General features: G+C 34.2%; 15 protein-coding genes. 8 read left to right on the top strand and 7 right to left on the bottom strand.

What is annotated here, in order from left to right:
* Nucleotides 1-20: 20 nt before the first annotated feature.
* On the bottom strand, nt 21-1,748 hold the full coding sequence (locus tag NNL09_RS20590; protein ID WP_196910078.1) for a serine hydrolase: 1,728 nt from the start codon (nt 1,746-1,748) through the stop codon (nt 21-23).
* 119 nt (nt 1,749-1,867) lie between these two features.
* Entirely contained in the window at nt 1,868-2,746 is an 879-nt protein-coding gene (locus NNL09_RS20595; RefSeq protein WP_196910077.1) for a DUF5050 domain-containing protein, read from the bottom strand.
* 279 nt (nt 2,747-3,025) lie between these two features.
* On the opposite strand from NNL09_RS20595, the gene NNL09_RS20600 reads away from it, so the two are divergent.
* From NNL09_RS20600 to NNL09_RS20620, 5 genes are all read left to right on the top strand, one after another.
* A complete protein-coding gene (locus tag NNL09_RS20600) occupies nt 3,026-4,702 on the top strand; it encodes a histidine kinase (RefSeq protein ID WP_196910076.1) in 1,677 nt (558 codons plus the stop codon).
* Between the two features lie 4 nt (nt 4,703-4,706).
* Nucleotides 4,707-5,402 carry a LytTR family DNA-binding domain-containing protein gene (locus NNL09_RS20605; protein WP_196910075.1) on the top strand — a complete coding sequence of 232 codons (696 nt, stop codon included), beginning with the start codon at nt 4,707-4,709 and terminating at the stop codon, nt 5,400-5,402.
* A 365-nt stretch (nt 5,403-5,767) separates the two neighbouring features.
* The gene (locus NNL09_RS20610) at nt 5,768-6,766 is read left to right on the top strand and encodes a sensor histidine kinase (protein ID WP_196910074.1); all 999 of its coding nucleotides are present in this window, start codon (nt 5,768-5,770) and stop codon (nt 6,764-6,766) included.
* 3 nt (nt 6,767-6,769) lie between these two features.
* Nucleotides 6,770-7,465, top strand: a complete 696-nt coding sequence (locus NNL09_RS20615) for a LytTR family DNA-binding domain-containing protein (RefSeq protein WP_196910073.1) — start codon at nt 6,770-6,772, stop codon at nt 7,463-7,465.
* Nucleotides 7,466-7,810: 345 nt separating this feature from the next.
* Complete coding sequence (locus tag NNL09_RS20620; protein ID WP_254514267.1) at nt 7,811-9,994, top strand: amino acid permease; 2,184 nt, start codon at nt 7,811-7,813, stop codon at nt 9,992-9,994.
* Nucleotides 9,995-10,160: 166 nt separating this feature from the next.
* Here NNL09_RS20620 and NNL09_RS20625 read toward each other — a convergent pair whose 3' ends face one another.
* Nucleotides 10,161-11,015: a LamG domain-containing protein gene (locus NNL09_RS20625; protein ID WP_196910072.1), complete on the bottom strand. Its 855-nt coding sequence runs from the start codon at nt 11,013-11,015 to the stop codon at nt 10,161-10,163.
* Between the two features lie 84 nt (nt 11,016-11,099).
* The gene (locus NNL09_RS20630) at nt 11,100-11,795 is read right to left on the bottom strand and encodes an aspartate/glutamate racemase family protein (RefSeq protein ID WP_196910071.1); all 696 of its coding nucleotides are present in this window, start codon (nt 11,793-11,795) and stop codon (nt 11,100-11,102) included.
* A 133-nt stretch (nt 11,796-11,928) separates the two neighbouring features.
* On the opposite strand from NNL09_RS20630, the gene NNL09_RS20635 reads away from it, so the two are divergent.
* Complete coding sequence (locus NNL09_RS20635) at nt 11,929-12,828, top strand: LysR family transcriptional regulator (protein ID WP_196910070.1); 900 nt, start codon at nt 11,929-11,931, stop codon at nt 12,826-12,828.
* A gap of 137 nt (nt 12,829-12,965) precedes the next feature.
* Here NNL09_RS20635 and NNL09_RS20640 read toward each other — a convergent pair whose 3' ends face one another.
* On the bottom strand, nt 12,966-13,313 hold the full coding sequence (locus NNL09_RS20640) for a hypothetical protein (RefSeq protein WP_196910069.1): 348 nt from the start codon (nt 13,311-13,313) through the stop codon (nt 12,966-12,968).
* Between the two features lie 314 nt (nt 13,314-13,627).
* On the opposite strand from NNL09_RS20640, the gene NNL09_RS20645 reads away from it, so the two are divergent.
* Both NNL09_RS20645 and NNL09_RS20650 read left to right on the top strand, forming a co-directional pair.
* Nucleotides 13,628-14,548 (top strand): ABC transporter ATP-binding protein, encoded by a 921-nt coding sequence (locus NNL09_RS20645; RefSeq protein WP_025665703.1) that lies wholly within the window; start codon nt 13,628-13,630, stop codon nt 14,546-14,548.
* A 36-nt stretch (nt 14,549-14,584) separates the two neighbouring features.
* Complete coding sequence (locus NNL09_RS20650; RefSeq protein ID WP_025665702.1) at nt 14,585-15,700, top strand: ABC transporter permease; 1,116 nt, start codon at nt 14,585-14,587, stop codon at nt 15,698-15,700.
* A 146-nt stretch (nt 15,701-15,846) separates the two neighbouring features.
* Here NNL09_RS20650 and NNL09_RS20655 read toward each other — a convergent pair whose 3' ends face one another.
* Both NNL09_RS20655 and NNL09_RS20660 read right to left on the bottom strand, forming a co-directional pair.
* A complete protein-coding gene (locus tag NNL09_RS20655) occupies nt 15,847-16,755 on the bottom strand; it encodes a PD40 domain-containing protein (protein WP_196910068.1) in 909 nt (302 codons plus the stop codon).
* 40 nt (nt 16,756-16,795) lie between these two features.
* Complete coding sequence (locus NNL09_RS20660; RefSeq protein WP_196910067.1) at nt 16,796-18,790, bottom strand: serine hydrolase; 1,995 nt, start codon at nt 18,788-18,790, stop codon at nt 16,796-16,798.
* Between the last annotated feature and the right edge of the window lie 24 nt (nt 18,791-18,814).

Raw genomic sequence — 18,814 nt, forward strand, 5'->3', positions numbered from 1 at the left:
GTATTATATAAAATTTGGTTTCATTCACGTTTTTGTAATTCACTAATTGTCTGCTTGGTACGGTTATTTTCAGGGTTTAACTCAAGTGATTTAGCGTAATTTTTAATTGCCAGATCAATTTCTCCCATTTTCACACAAGCTTCTGCATAACTTTCGTATACTTTATAACTATCTGGATAGAGCATCATATTCACTTTGAAAACATCTTGTGATAATTTCATTCTATCCTCACGGAAAAAACTATAGCCTAGATCATTTAAATAATCTTCAGTAACTGTAGGATAAGTTGGGGCTTGTTCTTTTAAGGTCATATATGCATTAAGTGCTTTGTCAAAGGCACCTTCAAGAAGGAATTCTACGGGTTCTTTTTTATCCGTATCCATCTTAACAAAGGTTGAAGCTATTGTTCCATCGTTGCTATTAAGATAAAGTAAATTGAGCGTTTCATTTTCAGAATTTGGTTTGAATTGCATAAGCCAACTAGAATTTCTTCTAACAAAACTACTATCCGAAACTTTGATGAGTTCTTCTGCTTTTACGTCAAGTATATTTTTATAGAGCAGTTGATTGTCCTTTTGAAAAACTTCTACAATCCTGCCATTGGCCAGATATCTACCAGTAATTTTATCAACTAAAGATTGTTCAATTTCCATTTTTTTATGTACAGGGAAATAATTATCCCATTCATAAGCAAGAGCAACAGAACGAAACACTTCAAAAACAAAAGCCGGAAGAGGGGTATTAGTTAACACAACTACACCATATCCATTGTCTCTATGAGCTGTCATTCTACTATAAAACCCTGTACTCCATCCGTGGTGTTCAAAGTAGACTTCATCTTTCTTATTATAAATTGAAAAGCCTAGTCCATATTGTCCATAACGATTTTTTGAAGATGGTGTAAGCATTAATTCCGTCATATCTTTTGATAATCCTTTGTTACGATTATTATCTTTTAGAGTTTGCTGTATATTGACTACAAATTTCGCAAGATCCTCTGCAGTTGCCCATAATCCGTTTGAAGCCAATTCTGGATAGATATGTCTTTTACCTTTTACCATAGAACCATCTCGTAAATAACCTGTTGCTGCTATTTTTAATTGCTCTATGCTAAGAGATTGATTAAACATACTGTTGTTCATTTCTAAAGGTTGGAGCACTAATTCATTCATTAGCTCTGGGAATTTTTTACCTTCAACATCCATCATCATTTGTTGAATAATCGTATAGCCCCCAGCTGAAATCCAAAGATTTTCATTAAGTGTTTTATCTACGATGATTGGATTCGAATTGGCTGGAGGAGTTCCATTTAATATCTCTTTAAGAGTGGGTACAGGTACATCTGTACTATATCCTTGAAAATCGTGCACGTTTATTCCGGCAGAATGACTCAAAAGGTTTTTTATAGTGACTTTCTCTTCTTTGGTAAATTCACTATCAGGTAATTTCCAGGATTTTAAATAACTGTTAATGTCTTCACTTAAAGTTACTTTATTTTGGTCTACAAGACGTAATGCACCATACGCAGTTAAAGACATACCAATTGTTGATACTTGGAAAAATGTTTTATCGGTCACAGGAACTTTACTTTCTTTATCCATTACCCCGTATCCTTTTGCCCAGGCAACTTTGCCATTATGTATTACAGCAATACTAACACCTGGAACACCATAGTGTTTCATTCGTTCTTCTATAGACCATGTTGAATCACCGACTATATGTACCCGAGTTGTGAGACCTGTTTCCACCTTTTTAATTAAATCAATTGTAGTATCAGTATTTGATTCTTCTGCACACGATAGAAAAAGAATTAGGATGAAGAGAACTGAGATACGGTTTTTCATATTTATAAAATCTTAATAGCTATTTATTTATTGACTTTTAACCATGCGGGACTTGAAGCATTACTTATAATTTTTCTTACTGAAGAACCATCTTTGTTCATAATATAAATGCTTTTTTCTCCATCCCTGAGTGATGAAAATATCAGTTGAGAGCCATCAGGGGACCATGATGGATACCAATCACCAACATCATTATTTGTTAATCGTTTTTGATTAGACCCATCAATATTCATCACATAAATTTCATAATTTCCATCTCTATCAGACATAAAAGCGATTTGCTTACCATCTGGCGAAACCTCTGGATGCCACTCTTCAGCTTCATTACTTGTCAACTGAATTATGTTGTTACCATCAATATCTGCTATGCTTATCTCACTTTTTTTATCTTTGAATTCTGAGTGAAAGACTATTCTACCATCTGGTGTAAAATGAGGACCACCACCTTTTAGTGATTTTATTTGAGACAGTTCGCTACCATCTGAATTCATAATCCAAATTTCTTGCTGCCAATTTTTTTCCGAATCTTTATATTCTCTTGAAAAAACAATTTTTCTTCCATCAGGTGACCATGCAGGTGAATTATCCCATTTGTTTTTTTCGTGAGTTAATCGTTTCCTATTCGTACCATCACTATTCATGGTATGAATAGACCATGTTTTTTTGTCATCATATTTGTAATAAAAAGCGAAGTGTTTTCCATCAGGAGACCAAGCTAAGTAGCCGCCTTTCTCATTTGTACTTTTAATATTTGATTTACCTTCAGTATTTTTTTGATAAATTTCTACATAACCCGATTCTTTTGATGAATAAGCAATTGTATAGTATGTTGATTTAGATTTGTCACTATTCTGGCAATAGACATTGACAGACAGTAAAGTTAATATGAGTAGGACTTTCACTTGTTTCAAATTTTTGGTTTTCATATTTTCTTCCTTTTGGTATATTTAGAGCGTCTCTTCAGGTTAAATCATTTTTTTGCAACTAATTAGTGTACAAAGTGATTTGGAATAGTCCCTTTTGTCAGTGTCAATGTATTTTTCATGGTTTTTTATCATACAAAAGTTGTATTTTTCTCTCATGAATTCAATGCAAAATTTGCCAACTGCTCTATGTATTAATGAACTACTCAAAGAAATTATCTGATAATGATTAGCTTACATCTGTAAAACCACTTCAAAATGAATTTGAGATTTTTGCCTTGTTTTCTTTTCGTATTACTACTTGTGACCTCTTGCTCTCAAAGTTCTATTTACAAGAAATACGAGACTGTATTTCGGGTTGGAGATCAACAAGAATGGGCTTCGAAGAACTTAAATGATCAGGACTGGAGAAAACGCATAAGATTAGTGCCGGATGGTAAGGTTTTCTGGTCCAGAACTAAAATTGATATTTTAAATACCTCGGAATCATTACACCCATATGGTCTTCAGTTACATGTCTATGGAGAGTATGAGGTTTTTTGGGATGGAGTATTGATTGGGAAAAATGGTAATCCTGGACAAGAAGCAATACTTGGTCCTGAAGGTAAAATGTGGGCAAATTTTAGCATTCCTACCCATCTAACAGAAAAGGGAGAACATCTATTGGCGCTACGATCAAGTCTTTATTATTTTCCAAATCATACAGTAATAAAGGTGCTAGAGATAGACTATTACGATGATCTACTAATCGATCGACTCATCGAATCTTCCTATATGCATCTTTTTGCTGGAGCTTTTCTTATCGCCTCTTTCTATTTTCTATTTCTGTTTCTAAGTGACAAAAAGGAATATACCACACTAATTTTCAGTATTAGTTGTTTTCTCTTTTTTATCCTGATTTTGGCGGAATTCAGTAAAGTATATGTACCCATCCATTACAGTCTCCATGTTATACGTCTTCAGATCATAAGTTTTCTAATGTTCGGAATTTCTTTTTTGATTCCGTTCTATTTTTCAATGCAGTTTCCTTTCCCCAAACGAAAATTACTACTGACCATTTATACGGGTGTTTTATTATTCTTTTTCCTATCAAAACATATCATCGAATTGACTACCAATAATATGGCTTTGAGCATGTGGATTTTTTCATTTGGGATTGTGGTGTTTGGGGTTTATAAAAAGATGAAAGGTGCTCGTCTCGTACTGTTGACCCTCCTATTATCCGTGCCTATAGGTTTTGTCACTCCTTTTAATAAAAGCCTATTCGCAGGTTTCTGTCTTATCCTTCTGGGTATGTTTTATTTACTTTCTCTAAGTATCAAAGAACAACGCCTGGCTTATGAAAATTCTTTAGTTCAATCCACACGCCTGCGTCTAGAATTACTTAAAAAGAATATTCAACCTCATTTTTTAATGAACACCCTGACCTCATTAATAGATTGGGTAGAAGAAGCACCTAAGAAAGGTGTTTTGTTTATAGAAGCATTAGCAAAAGAATTTGATCTTTTTAACCAGATAGAAAATCAAACATTGATACCTATTTCGCAAGAAATAGCCCTTTGCCGTACACATCTTGAGATCATGGAGTATCGGAAAGAAATAAATTATTCCTGGCAAGATGAAGGCATAGACCCTGAGCAAAAAATACCTCCTGCCATTCTTCACACCCTACTGGAAAATGGAATTACACACAGTTTGCCTCTAGAAGATAATAGTATTAAATTTAAGCTTATTTTTGAATCGAATAGCCATTATAAGTGTTATACATTTTTGACGTTTGCTGCTCTTGAGGAGCGGGCAACAAATAATAGAGAAGAAGGTACAGGACTGAAATACATAAAAGCTAGACTTACAGAGAGTTATCATTCGAAATGGGATTTCACCTCTGAACCAACAAATCATGGTTGGAAAAACACCCTAAAAATTTATTCCTGAGAATATGAACATTTTAATTGTTGAAGATGAATCAAGAATAGCCAAAAGAATTGAACGAATGACACGTGATATTTTTGGCGACACCTTACAATCACTAACCCATATTAACAGACTCCATAAGGCATTGACGTATATTGAAACCCATTCATTGGATCTCGTTCTCCTGGATCTGAATCTTAATGGTGAGAATGGTTTTGACCTGCTTACTACAGTAGTTTCCCAATCCTTTCATACAATAGTTATTTCTGCCTACAAAGATCAGGCAATTACTGCTTTTGAATATGGGGTTTTAGATTTTGTACCTAAACCTTTTAACAGAGATCGTTTGGAGCAAGCTTTCAATCGGACTATCACGAAAGAAAAACCAGAAAATAAAATCAAGTATTTAGCTGTAAAAGGAAGACACAGGATACAGCTCATACCCATTGAAGATTTGCTTTATATAAAAGGAGCTGGTGTCTATACCGAACTCTTTCTAGCAGATGGAAAAAAAGAACTACATGATAAATCGCTCGAAAAGCTAGAACAACTGTTATCACCTACTTTTGAACGTATTCATAAATCATACTTAATGAAGATGTCTGAAGTAAAGGAAATTGTCGTAAAATCTGGTAGCAAATATATGGCCGAGCTAAAAAATGGAGAACTTATCCCTATTGGAAGAACAAAGTACAAAGACATAAAAGCGAAGTGGCTTTAAACACCGTATTGATGTATACTCGAGTTGTGAGACCAGTTTCTACTTTTTTAATTAAATCAATAGTAGTATTAGTATTTGATTCTTGTGTACATGATTGAAAAAGAATACTAATGAAGAGAACCTAGATACTGTTTTTCATATCTATATTTTTTTTACTGAATGATTGATTACTAATCGGGTCTTGGCTTAACATAAATCAAATGTTGAATAAAAATATAGTATAATCCATGGTTAATACTTTAAATAGGATAAACACAATAATTAGATGATAAAGCCATTTCATCATTGATATAAGGCTTTTGTAAAGAAATTATGGAGATTTGTAGATGTAGATAGTATCTTTATTTTTTTAAATAAAAGAGTTTATGATTAAAAAGTCTTTGAAACACACCATACTCATTAATATAGGAGCTTTCTTGTTGGTTTTTATACTTGAAACATTGAGTAATTTGTTTTTTAGAGATGATTTTGATACTAGTTATTCTTTTCATGCACATGGACTTAATTATACTGTTATGATTATGGGTTTCATTTGGGTAAATCATTTTGTTCTTATTCCTTTTTTATTAGATAAGAAAAGGTATTTTGCATATGGAATACTACTCATTGGGAGTATATTTATTTTTTCCCACTTAAGAACAAATACTTGGTCTGGTACTTCTAAAATATTCTTCTTTCTTCTTTATACAACAGGAGCAGGTATGGCTGTTTTTTTCTTAAGAAGGAATATGATCATCCAAAAAGAAAATGAAGAGAAAGATAAATTACAAAAAGAGATGGAGCTTAACTATTTAAAAGAGCAGGTAAATCCTCATTTTTTATTTAACTCATTAAATAGTATTTATGCACTTTCAAGACAGCAATCACCAGAAACCCCTGATCTCGTAATGCAGCTCTCAGAATTGATGAGGTATCAATTAGAAAGTTCTAAAAAAGATACCGTTTTATTAAGAGAAGAGCTTGAGTTTATAGAAAATTATTTGTTACTCGAAGAAAAAAGACTGAGTAAACGTTGTACTATTGAGTTTTTAATTGGCGGAGATTTGTTAGAGTTAAGGATTTCTCCAATGCTACTCATCCCATTTGTTGAAAATGCTGTGAAACATGGTGCCCAAAGCACTAATAAACAGAGCACAATTGATGTTTCTGCCACTATAAAAGATAACACCCTTCATTTTTGTGTAGATAATTCAAAGCCTCCCATGGTTGCTGTTCCCAAAAGAGAAGGACTGGGCCTTGAAAATGTGAGAAGACGTTTAAATCTATTATATCCTAATTCTCACGTATTAGAAATTGATGATATGGAAAAACTATATCGTGTAAATTTATCTATTGATTTAAGAGCTTCAATATTAAAAAAATAGTTAATGATTAAAATTGGCATAGTAGATGATGAAATACTAGCACGTAAAGTGTTAGAAGATTATTGTTCTAAAATTGACAACTTTGAATTAGTATTAAGTACGGGAAATCCACTTGAATTTGTCAATTTCACTCAGCAAAATGAAGTTGATCTCATTTTTCTTGATATAGAAATGCCGGAACTTAATGGCATGGAAATTTTGCGTTCTATGATAAACCCACCTAAAGTTATTTTAACTACGGCTTATTCTGAGTATGCATTAGAAAGTTATAATTATGGTGTTGTTGATTACTTATTGAAACCTGTAAAAATTGAACGCTTTTTGAAAGCAATAAACAAAGTTTCAGCTTCAAAAATAATACAGCCTAAAAAAAATAGTGGAAGTGAAGAGCTTCAAATAAAACATGATGGAATGCCTGTTAATATTTCATTTAAATCAATTCTGTACATTCAAAGTTTTGGAAATTATTTAAAAATCTTTACAGATTCAAGAATGTACCTGATCTCTGAAACATTGACTAATATCACTACATTATTATCTGAAAATTTCGAACGCACACATAAATCATATATTTCTAATCTAGATAGAGTTACAAAGGCAACCAGAACATATTTGTTAATTGAAAATAATAAAGTTCCTGTGAGCGCTACCTATAAGGTTATTGTTTTTAAAAAATTGGAAGTTTTATCAAAATTGTAACATAGTTTATTTCCATTTTACACGCATTCTACTTCCCTCCTATGCTTCGACTTCACTCAGCATAACGCAAATATATAAATACCGTGTATTTGATGTAATATCAGATATTATGTCAAAGCCAGATTTAGAACCTTAAAATTATCTTCATTCCAACCGTATTATCTTGCAGCTATACTCTGACTACAATTTTAGCTCTTTTAAAGCTGCAACTCTGCTGTTTTTCTTCTATCTTTAATACAATTGTAGCGTTCGACTGGTAATATTTAACATAACTAAGATCTAATGACTGGAAAACCTAAATCATCTCAGTCTGTCCATAAATTTGGTACTTTTCTGGGGGTCTACATGCCTAGTATTCTTACGATATTGGGGTTGATTATGTACCTGCGTTTTGGTTGGGTTTTAGGCAACTTGGGTTTGATTAAAACCGTAATCGTTGTTTTAATAGCTAGTTCGATCACTTTTATTACAGGATTGAGTGCATCGGCTATTGCGACCAATATTAAAATGGGTGTGGGTGGAGAGTATTTCATGATCTCACGAAGTTTGGGGTTAGAACCAGGAGGAGCAATTGGAATACCCCTTTATTTATGCAGGACACTAAGTGTTACTTTTTATTGCTACGGTCTTTCAGAAGCTATCCTGGCATTGTGGCCCATCACTGGGGTGGTACTTCCCTCATATACATTGCAATTGATAACTATTGGTTTTATTGTAATTATTACAGTACTCTCCGGAAAGAGTGCGAAGCTTGTATTACATTCCCAAATTCCTATTATGATTATAGTAGGAGTCTCAATTCTGGCCTTGATGATTGGTGTATTAAGTAAAGACCTACAATCTCCCATTATAGAAGCAACCTATCGAACAGCTCCAGAAGGGTTTTGGTACGTATTTGCTGTTTTTTTTCCTGCGGTTACAGGTTTTACTGCTGGGATTGGTATGAGTGGAGATCTAAAGGATCCGCAGAAATCAATTCCAAAAGGAACTATGGGAGCTGTTATTTCGGGAGCTGTTATTTATCTTATTATCCCACTTTTATTAGCCATAACAGGAGCATTAACAATAGAACAAATGACCGACCCTGAAGCTGGCGTTACGATATGGACACGCCTGGCGGTTTTTGGACCATGGATTGTATATCCAGCAGTTTGGGGCGCGGTTTTGTCGTCTGCCTTCGGAAGCATATTAGGTGGACCAAGGATTCTACAAGCTTTGTCTATGGATGGTTTAGTTCCAAAATTCCTGGCTAGGCTTTCCAGATCCGGACAACCTACTATTGCTACTTGGATTAGCGGAGCCATTGCCGTGAGCGCTGTCTTTTTAGGAGGGCTTAATACTATCGCTCAATATGTTTCGGTTCTGTTTCTTACCTTATACGTTGCAGTAAATATTAGTGCTGCCATCGAGCAGTTGATCAAAGAACCCTCTTACAGGCCTACCATTAATATACCATGGTATATTTCTATATTGGGTGCCATTGCTGCTATGATAGTGATGTGGCTAATCAATCCATTTGCGTTTGCATTTGCTCTGGGAATTGAACTCCTCATTTTCATATACCTCATGAGTAAAAAACTCGAACAACAGTGGGGTGATGCTTCGACAGGAATTTGGATGCACCTGGGACGATATGCCCTGCTTAGGTTGAATGCAAAAAAAATTCATCCACGAAATTGGAGGCCTATAATTATATTGTTCATCCGGGATTTAAAGGAACATATCGAATTAGTCAGGTTCACCGAAATGCTTGGACAAAACAGCGGACTTCTTACGATCTCCAAACTGATTACCTCTGAAAATAAGGATGAACTTCCTTTACGAAACGAAATCGCCCACGAAATGCAGAAAGACTTGGCTTTGGTAGGTCTGCAGGCACTTACAGAAGTACATGTGGTAACAGACCTTAAATATGGTATGAATCAGATAGCAGCGGGACACGGGATTGCTGGTATCAAAACCAATACTGTAGTTTTTGGATGGTCTTCTACAGAAAGTGGTAAGATAAAGGAATTAGAGATTATCAGTGAGCTGGCTCGATCCGGTAAAAATATCTTAATCGTTCATATTGACAAACCTTTTCCGAAGAAGATCAGGAAAAGAATCGATATATGGTGGCGTGGACAAGAGAATAATGGTGATCTAATGGTTCTACTCGCTTATTTGATCCAACTCAATAATAAATGGAAAAAGTCCACAATTCGTATTTTCTCGGTTACTCATTCTGAAGATGAGAAGCAAATTTTAGAAAATCATATTGGATTATCAATTAGAGAAGCTCGAATTGATGCGAAGGTTATTGTTATTTTAGCCCAACCAAAAGAAAATGCCTTGGATATATTACTAGCAAAGAGCAAGTATGTAGATCTTGTTTTTTTGGGCTTGGCACGAGAAACCAACCAAATTGAAGAACGCGTTATATTTATCGACAAGATTTTATCGAAATTGAATCGGGCAGTACTAGTACAAAATAATGGCATGGAAAGTGAAACCCCCATCATTTTCGGCCCAACAACATCAAAAAGTTAGACATTTAGTGTTTTGTGTATAAATGGTATTGTGTTTTATTTAGAAATAAGTTGAAGCATATTTGATTTGCTTGTAGCTTGTAATTTGTTCATTTTTAATACTACTCATTTTTTGGTTTATAATTATTTTTTAAAAATAGAAGTAATCTCTGCTATTGCCTATACTATTATTTAAATAAAGTTTTTATGCCATTTTTTAATTCGAAAACAGATTTCACTTCTTTAGGATCCAGTGGTTTATCAAAAACGGCAAGCTCATCCATAAAGCCTATATACCCTAAACCTAACATAATTTTTCCTTTTTCTGCTTCCCACGTAAATGGATCGTTAACATCTTTTATAACACCTTTAAATTGACCGTCTAGGTATAATCTGAATATAGATTTTGTTGTATTTACTTTTTCAAAAGTAATAGCAATGTGTGTCCATTTTCCTTTCTCAAAAGGAGGTTTCTTTACGGTAACAGTTCGTTTTTCCCACTTAGCATCATCATTTTTATTTTCTGGATTCCAAACTTCTAAATCTCCCAAAGCTCCTAATCTAAATTTTCTTGGATCATGATCTGTGAAATCTACCCATAAGGCGGCATCATTGTATCTAACATCTGTAATACATATTGGGTCGCAATAGCCTGGTGCCAAATCTTTGTTAGGATCTAATTGTAACCAAAATGATACAGTACCACTCCATGATTTACTACTGTATCCAACATTTTTATAAGCTTTATAAAAAATAGCAGAAGTGTTTGCCTTTTTAAAGTGAAGCGCATCACCCGTAAGGCCTTTATTTTTAGCTAAAACGACATTAGTGTTATGTAAGCCAGGTTGGGCACTAGCATTTTTTTTATAGTTTTCGGCCGTATATATCATTGCATCGCCAACAGATATATCTGCAGATAATTTTCCGTCAAAAGAACTGTAAAAAAGTATATGATCTTTTAATTGTTGGTTTTGTGAAAAAGAAATAGTAGTAATTAGCAAAAGGAATACTCTAGATATAGATAAAAGCATTGTTGTTTTCATGATTTTTTGATTAAAAGTTAATATTTATAGTATGAACCATGTTGTTTTTGGATGTATTAAAATTATTCAGATCATCTTTACACATTAATTATGTATACTCCATTCAATAGCTTTATGAGCATGAATTTTTCCTGTATCGAATATTGGAATAGCTATATCTAATTCTGAAATCAGAATAGGTAATTCTGTACAACCTAAAATAACACCTTGTGCACCTTGTTTTTGTAGTTCTTTTATAATCCCAATAATTTTTTGTTTTGAAGCGTTTGTAAATTGCCCATTAACCAATTCGTTATAAATTATATCATGGACAACTTGTCTATCACTTGTATTAGGAATTAAAATTTCAAGCCCAAAATCATTAATCAATGTTTTGGTGTAGAAATCTTTTTCCATAGTAAATTTTGTCCCTAATAATGCTACTTTTTTTAAACCTAATTTTCTGATAGATTCGCCAGTAGTTGTAGCAATATGTATAAATGGAATACTTACATTTTCAGAAATATAATGACTTACTAAATGTATAGTGTTTGTACCAAGTAGAATAATATCTGCTCCTGCCTTTTCTAACTGCTGTGCTGCTTTTTTCATGAGTTCTCCTATAGCATCCCAATCGCCTTTAAAAGTTAATCGTTCTATGTCTGCAAAATCTACTGAAACCATAATACATTTTGCAGAATGAGAACCTCCCAATATATCTTTTGCTTTGGTATTCAAAAACTCATAATACAGTTTTGATGATTCCCAACTCATTCCTCCTATTAACCCTATTGTTTTCATATTTTTATTATTAGCTTCAACAAAGCTATGATGAATAGTTAGGGGTAAACAGTTTTGAAATTGAGATAAATAAAATTATAACTGAAATAATTTCAACTACAACCTATACATAAGTAACTTATCTTTACAATTTATGGAACTCAAATATTTCAGATTAATAAAAACAATTGCTGAAGAAGGCAGTATTGCTAATTCTACTGAACGACTTTTTTTAACACAGTCGGCTTTAAGTCATCAGTTACGTGAGTTAGAAGAACGATTAGGTTTTAAAGTCTTTGAGAGAACAAGAAATAAATGGGAGTTAACTCAAGAAGGTTCAGAACTATATAAATTGGCTAATAAACTTTTTAGTGCAATAGACGAAAGCCTTAGTAATATTCAGCATATAAAAGAAGGCTCAAAAGGTTCTATTAAGTTAAGTGCAGAATGCCAATCATTTTTTCATACTATTCCCAGGTTTATACAAAAAATGGGGATTCTATATCCAGAAATTGATATAGATATAACTCTTGGAGCAACACATCAAACCATATCACAACTATTATCTGATGATATAAATATTGCCATTGTAACATCGAAACCTGCTTCTGAAGAATTGGAAAGTATAAAAGTGTTTGAAGATGAGATTTTTGCTGTTGTACATAAAGAAAATCATCTTAATAGTTTAGATTATTTAGAAGCAAGTGATTTTTCAGACATACACTTGTTAATCAACTCTTTTCCGTTAGAAGGTGTAGCTGTCTATGAGCAATTTCTAAAGCCAAACGGAATACATCCTATTAAGATTTCTGCAATTCCGTTTACAGAAATTACATTATCAATGATACATGCTAATATGGGAATCATGTGCGCTCCAAAATGGCAATTGACTCCTTTTAAATTGTCAAAAGAGTTGATATTCAAACGCATTGGGAAACATGGTTTAAAACGAAAACATTACTTAGTTGTAAAAATGAAACATCGAAATAAAAAGTATATACACGATTTCATCTCTAGTTTTGAGGAAGATTTTTTGGAAGATAATTTTCGATGAAAATTACGTTGACATTCCTTGTTTTTACATAACAAATTGATAATTTCTTTTGTCACGTAGCGCAGTCATTATATTAATGAATATGCATAGTTTTGATTAAATTTTGGTATTAAACCTCTATAATTTAAAATATCATATTAATTTGCTCTATAGATTGCATTCCCAAATTTAAAGTATTCACCTTTGTTTAGAATGAAATCTTCAACAGTTATTTTATCACTATTTATATGATAATGATATATTGTTTTACCCTTTTCTGTCTCTTCACTTCCCCACAGAATAGTCATTACATTATCATTAATAGTACCACGTAACGGAAAAGAAACACCTCTATTATCAAACCAATTCCCTACAACTTTACCATCATTCTCAATTTTATAATAAGCGGTTGCCAAAAATACAATCTCACCATTATCTTTTGCTTTTCTTTTATTTTGAAAATCTAGTTTTATAAATTTTCCGTCCCACAAACTTTGCCAATCCATAGTAAATGTTGCTTTTTATTACTAAAATGATAATGGAAATCATCGCATTAATAATACCATTAAATATTAGTAAAGAAGACCAATCGAAAGATATCATACTTCATTTTTAATATATTAATCTAAAATAAGGCTTTTAAACTAATCATTCCAAATACATTATTCTTTTAGCCTAGATCCTTAAAACGAATTAAAATAAAACTCGTTAATTTTTCTCTACAAACAATTCATCCATAAAAAAATACAATTCGGTAACATCGTTTTTATAGATAGTAATGTCCTTACGATATTTGATCAATCAATAAGCAAAACCATCTATGATTCAAGTACAAAACCTTTCCAAATCATTTCAAAACATACAGGCAGTAGACGATATTAGTTTTACCATTAAAAAAGGAGAAATCTTCGGGTTCTTAGGTCCCAATGGGGCTGGAAAATCTACCACACTCAATATGATGAGTACTATTTTAAAAAGCGATGCAGGAACTATTTATATCGATGGCAAAAATAGTAATAAAAATGCTTCAGCATGTAAGCATCTAATTGGTGTTGTACCGCAGGAAATATCCTTATACGAAGACCTTTCTGCCTATAAAAACCTATTGTTCTGGGGAAATTTATATGGAATTCCTTCCAAAATATTGAAAGAAAGAATCCATACCACTCTCAAATTGATCGGATTATTAGATCGGAAGAAAGATTTGATCAAAACCTATTCGGGGGGAATGAAACGCAGAATCAATATTGCTGCGGCATTGCTACATCATCCAAAAGTATTGTTTATGGATGAGCCAACTGTGGGAATAGATCCGCAAAGTAGAAACCATATTTTTGAAGTCATCGAAACTCTGAACGAACAAGGAATGACCATTGTCTATACCACCCATTATATGGAAGAAGTAGAGCGTTTGTGTGATCGTATTGCAATTATAGATTCAGGGAAAATCATTGCACAAGGAACACAATCTGAGTTGAAAGAATTGGTACAGACAAAAGAAAGTATTCAGCTCGAATTTGATTTCCTTTCCGAAAGCAATGTAAATCAACTCAAAAAATTACTTTCCCATACATTGACACAAAACAAAAACAAGTTGTTGGTAGAGTGTACAGTGAAAGATCTTTCTAAAGTAATTACAGCGTGTAATGAATTGCAATTACCTATCAAAGACATACAATTGAACAAAGTAAACTTGGAAGCGATCTTTTTAAGCCTCACAGGAAAACAATTAAGAGATTAATCATCTTCATATCCATCAATTACAAAATCAACCATCATGTTTATTACTATTTTAAAAAAAGACTTAAGATTATATTTCTCAGACAAAAAAGGAGTTCTGATTACCTTTCTATTGCCTATAATTATGATTACATTATTTGCATTTGCATTTGGTGGTGTTGCAAAAAAGAAAAGTGCTCCAAAACCTTTAGGGGTTTTGGTCGTAGATAAAGATGCTACAACAACTTCTCAAGAATTGATTACAAAATTGAATAGCATGCCGACTATTCGTTTGATCGCTTCTGAAGAAGAGAAAGCCTTAGACCTTGTTAGAAAGGGAAAAAATGTGGCCGCTTTAATTTTTGAAAAAGGTTTTTCGGATGCTGTCAAAGCTGATACAAACTTGCCTATCGAACTAAAATACGACGCTGCAAGAGATTTACAGATGCGAATTGTACATACCGTTTTAAAAGAAGGATTCAAATATCATTTAGGAAAAGTAGATGTGATTAATACTATAAAACTAAAAACAACTTCGCTAATCAAAGAGAGTTCTACCAAAGCACACCCTGGTTTGGTACAAGCTGTAGGAGGAACAGCAATTATGATGTTGTTGTTTAGTATCGCTGCTATTGGCGGTGGATTGTTAGATGAAAAAGATGCAGGTACTTTAAAACGTTTGCTAATTGCTCCTGTAAAACCATTAGACATTTTATTAGCAAAAATGGGAACGGCCATGGTGGTTTCTATTTTACAATTAACCACCATGTTTGTCTTTGCCTGGTTGGCATTTGGGTTACCTATTTTTATGGATATACTCTCATTAATCGTATTGATTTTATGTATCTCGTTTGCAGTTTCTAGTTTTGGAGTTTTCTTAGTATCTACGGTAAAAACACGTCAACAATTACAAGGAATGAGTACCATTATTATCATTCTGATGTCAGCAATTGGAGGAAGTATGATTCCGATTAGTATGATGCCAGCCTTCATGCAAAACATTGCAGTAATTAGTGTGAATTACTGGGGAATTGAAGGTTTCTTTGATATTTTATGGAGACAATTACCTTTGATAGCCATTCTTCCTAAAATGGGAATTCTATTAGCTATTGGTTTGGGAATGACTTTGGTTTCTACAATATTGTTTAAGAAGAATATTATTGCCATAGAGTAAATTATTCTGAAGTAGTTTTAAAAATCACTTCAGAATATTGTCCAGTCGCATCATCCCGCAATTATAATGATTCTTCTACTTAACGGTATATAATCATGAAGATTAAGAGTCTTTATGATTATCGAGCGAGATGATGCGGTGAATTATTATTTAGGTCTAAGTGTTTCAATAATCTGGGCATCTACCCAGAATACATCTACATTTTCGTATTTGTCTGACCCCATATTCCGATTGAAGAAAAGGTACTTACCATCTGGAGTCACACTCGCAGCCGCTTCCCAGGCATCGGTGTTTATTTTACCTCCCAGGTTAATAGCCTCACCCCAGGAACCATCTTTTTGCTTAAAACTGATGTAGATATCCGAATCTCCATATCCACTATCTCTTTCACCATCCCAGATCAAATAAGATTCGTCCGGAGCTATAAAAGGGTGCGCATTCATTTTTCCGGTATTAATCTCTTTACCAAATGCTTTAGGTTCTTCATGTTTCCCATTTATTAATCGCGAATACCGAATCACACCGTCTCCATCTGGCATGCCAACTTCATCAAAAACATACATCCCTTTTGATGAAGTAGTAAGGCGCATGATCTCTATTTTTTGGAATGAGGAGTCTAGTTTTTTTATTTCTGACCACTCACCTGCCCCGGTTCGTTCCTTATATCGTCTCCCCAAATGCATGGTCTTACCATCGGGTGAGATAAAAGGTTGCCCTACTCTGGGTGATATCACTGATTCATGCCATTTATTGTTTTTATATTGAAAAACAACAAATTCCATTTTTTTATCTTCATCAGCTTCCCCAACTTCTCTAATAAAATAGAACTCTTTCTGGTCTGGTGTAAAAGCACCTCCGTATTCCCAACCACCAGTCACAATCATTCCCGGAGCAAAACGTTCAGGTATTAAACCAGGTGTTTTTTGTCCCAGATAAGGGTTTTCTATAGTGACGGCAATATCATTACTTTCTGTTGTACGTTCCTTTTTAGTTTGGCAGGCATTTAAAAATGGCATCATTGCCAGTAGCATCAAAATACAATATGCTTTTTTCATTGTTCGAACTTTTTTTATTCTAGGTGATTTATTGTATGGATTATGATTTAGGCCTGAGATTCTCGATAATCTGGGCATCTACCCAAAATATATCTACATCATCGTATCTATCGGTTGGTTTTGTTTTACCTACACTTCTATTGAAGAAAAGATATTTTCCGTCCGGTGACACAAATGCACCGGCTTCCGAAGACTCTGTGTTTATCTTGTCGCCCAAGTTAATAGCCTCACCCCATGAACCATCTTGCTGTTGAAAACTGATATAGATATCAGCATTACCATATCCGCTATCTCTTCTACCATCCCAAAGAATATAGGACTCATCTGGAGCAATGAAAGGGTGAGCATTCGATCCTCCAGTGTTTATCTCCTTACCAAACTGTTTAGGTTCTTCACGTTCTCCATCAATTAATCTAGAATAACGAATAATACCTTCTCCCATTGAATCAAAAACATAGGTTCCTTTAGCAGAAGCTGTAAGGAGCATGATTGGGAAGTCTTTAAATGGAACACCAAGGCTTTTTATCTTGGACCAATCGCCAGTTTCCGTACGCTCTTTATATTTTGTACCCAAGTGCATGATCTTACCATCGGGCGATATAAAGGGTTCTCCCACTCTGGGTGATATAACCGACTCCTGCCACTTATTATTCTTATTTTGAATAACAACAAATTTCATTTTTTTATCCTCCTCTGTTTCTCCAACTTCTCTGATGAAATAAAATTCTTTTAGGTCGGGTGTGAAGGCACCACTCCATTGCCATTCCTCTGTTGTAACCATACCAGGAGCAAATAATTCAGGAATCAAACCCGGTGGCTTTTGACCAAGATAAGGGCTTTCTATAACTGAGAGTTCATCTTTAACAAACGCTGGTAGGATGATTTTTGAAACTTGAGTCATTATAGTATCTTCCCTGTCATGGCCAGTAATCACAACAACTAAATCAAGTTCATCAACGGTGATAATATATTGTCCGCCACCACCCCAAGCGAAAGTGGTATCATAGCTTTTATCACCGACTGCTATATTCGTTTGATAGAAAAAATAACCATAATTAAAGCTGTCGGGTTGCCAATCTTCAGTAGGTTTAGTAATGTTACTAGTCGCTTTAGCTAAAAATTTTGCTGAAATCAGTTGTTCGCCATTCCATTTACCTTTATTGATGGCCAAAGTTCCCCACTTGACCATATCACGTGATGTCATGCTCACGCGCCACCCCGCTTCTGGCAAGCCGCTAATAGAAGTCTGCCAGTTATAATTAGTTATGCCCATTTTGTCGAGAAGTTCATTTTTGATGAAATCCTGGGCGGTGCCCGGCACGACGGCCTCAATGGCTTGCATCACCAAACTTGGATTGAAGTTGCCATATGAATAGTTCTGAGATACTGAGGTAATAGGTGCACTATGCTCAAGAAGGGTCTGAACTTGACCTTGGCCTTTTAACTTGTTTGGATTTTTCTCGAATTCTTTTCTCTGTTCTTCATTGATGCGAAGCCCCCCGCGCATGGTCAATGCCTTATGGAGCGTGATTTTTTCTGCACCCTCAACAAATTTTGTTGGATCCAGGTCTTTCAGAAAACTAACCAAAGGCTTATCCAGGTCAGCCATTGTTAGATAGCCCAACTGGATAGCACGACCCAATGCCAAACTGGTGTAGGCTTTAGCGGCTGACGCTTGGTCACCAGCCAGGTTAACGCGACCACGCCGGTAATAAGATTCAAATAAGAGCTTGCTTTTGTGGGTGATAAGCATGCTGTCGTAGAGACCGTGCATACTATCGGCGATCTCCTCGGCCAGCTTGATAATCATGTCTTTATTGCCACCATTAACGCCTAATTCACCAATTGCTAGACCGTCTTTTCTTTCTGCCGGTGTTGTATCGATAAAAGCTTCTTTGAGATATGGTAAATCCCAAAACGATATTTTGGCTTCGGCAGCTGTAGCCTCTGGTGCAGGGCTATCACTTTGTTGGGCAAAGCTAATACTTGTTATTAAAAGTATAATTGAACAGAGTAATCGTATTATGTTTTTCATTGTTTTATCTTTTGAATTCTAAAT

It is taken from the genome of Aquimarina sp. EL_43, from assembly GCF_943422735.1.
GTDB lineage: Bacteria > Bacteroidota > Bacteroidia > Flavobacteriales > Flavobacteriaceae > Aquimarina > Aquimarina megaterium.